The sequence below is a fragment of the Bacillus sp. AFS001701 genome (genome assembly GCF_002559405.1).
GTDB lineage: Bacteria > Bacillota > Bacilli > Bacillales > Bacillaceae_G > Gottfriedia.
This window is the reverse complement of the sequence record NZ_NTZO01000307.1, coordinates 1-1,386: the sequence shown is the minus strand read 5'-3', so window position 1 is coordinate 1,386 and position 1,386 is coordinate 1. Positions and strand designations below refer to the sequence as shown.

Annotated in this window: 2 protein-coding genes; both read left to right on the top strand. The window is 32.5% G+C overall.

Annotated features, from left to right (window positions below; all coding sequences use genetic code 11):
• Positions 1-156: 156 nt before the first annotated feature.
• Positions 157-594: a VOC family protein gene (locus tag CN514_RS18640; RefSeq protein WP_098233891.1), complete on the top strand. Its 438-nt coding sequence runs from the start codon at positions 157-159 to the stop codon at positions 592-594.
• A 134-nt stretch (positions 595-728) separates the two neighbouring features.
• Positions 729-1,307, top strand: a complete 579-nt coding sequence (locus tag CN514_RS18635; RefSeq protein ID WP_098233890.1) for a dihydrofolate reductase family protein — start codon at positions 729-731, stop codon at positions 1,305-1,307.
• Positions 1,308-1,386 lie beyond the last annotated feature (79 nt).

The following is a 1,386-nucleotide window of genomic DNA, read 5'->3' as shown; positions in this document are numbered from 1 at the left end:
AACAACACGATCGGCTGAAAAGTCGGTTTTTTTATTGAACTAAAGCGACAGGTTTGTTGAAGAAGGATATTTTCTATTTTAAGCGAATTGTAATTTAAAACAAAACCTACACTAATACATGTATTGAGAATACCAGGAACACAGGAGGTATAAGATTTGAAGATCAATAGAATAGATCATGTGAGTATAAACGTAAATGATCTTTCAGAGGCAAAAGCGTTTTTTCTTGATCTTGGACTTGAAGTGAAAGCGGAATGGGAATTGGATGGAGAACTGTTGGACAGGATAGTTGGGCTTAATGATGTTAAAACGGCATGTGTAGGATTGGGGATGCCAGATGGTCAGGCATGGATCGAGCTAGTCAAATTTTATACGCCGTCAGATGAAAGAGATATTCGGCAACCTCTTGCGAATACGCTGGGTATTCGACATATTTGTTTTGCAGTTGAAGATATAGAAGCTATTATTGCAAAACTGAAAAAGAAGGGCACAGAAATCTTTAGTGAAATACAGCAATATGAAGATAGTTATAAGTTATGCTACGTTCGTGGCCCAGAAGGCATTATTTTAGAGTTGGCTGAGAAAATGAAATAAATAAAAACAAACGGTTAGAATATAAGAAAAGGATTTAAGAAGAAAAATATCTTCTAAAAAATAAAAACAGTTAGTAATTCTCTGTTTATATAAAAATAAGAAAACTACTATAACTCAGTACATAGGAGGATTTTATGAGAAATGTGATTTTATTTTTACACTCTTCTTTAGATGGCTTTGTAGAAGGACCAAAGGGTGAAATGGATATTGGATGGGTATCTTATAATGAAGAATTAGAAAAGCATGCTAGAGGAATTTTAAGTACTGTAGACACCGTGTTATGGGGTAGAGGAACATATCAAATGATGGAAAATTATTGGACATCAGTACCTTCTAACCCTGAAGCATCAGAATATGAAATTGAACATGCTAAATGGATTGAGGAGACATCAAAAGTTGTATTTTCTACGACACTTGAAAAAGCTGAATGGAATAATACAAAATTAGTAAAAGAAAATATTGAGGAAGAAATTAAAAACATAAAAAAACAGCCAGGTAAAGATATTATTATTTTAGGTAGTCCAAGGTTTGCCCATGCTCTTATGGAACTTGATTTAATTGATGTAATTAAAATTACGATTTCACCAGTTATTATAGGAAATGGTCTACCTTTATTTAAGGCCTCGGAATATAAACGCAACCTCACTCTTGTCGAAAACAAAACATTTAATTCTGGCGCAATTGGCCTTACGTATATTATTTTAAAATCGTAACTAAAATCGGCTGAGAAGTCGATTTTTTTTTGAGCTATTTTAGTTATTTTCACTTAATATATTTAATTTTTTTTCTTTA

Coding starts and splice junctions, on each gene's coding strand:
- CN514_RS18635 (WP_098233890.1), top strand. CDS start 729: ATGAGAAATGTGATTTTATTTTTACACTCTTCTTTAGATGGCTTTGTA.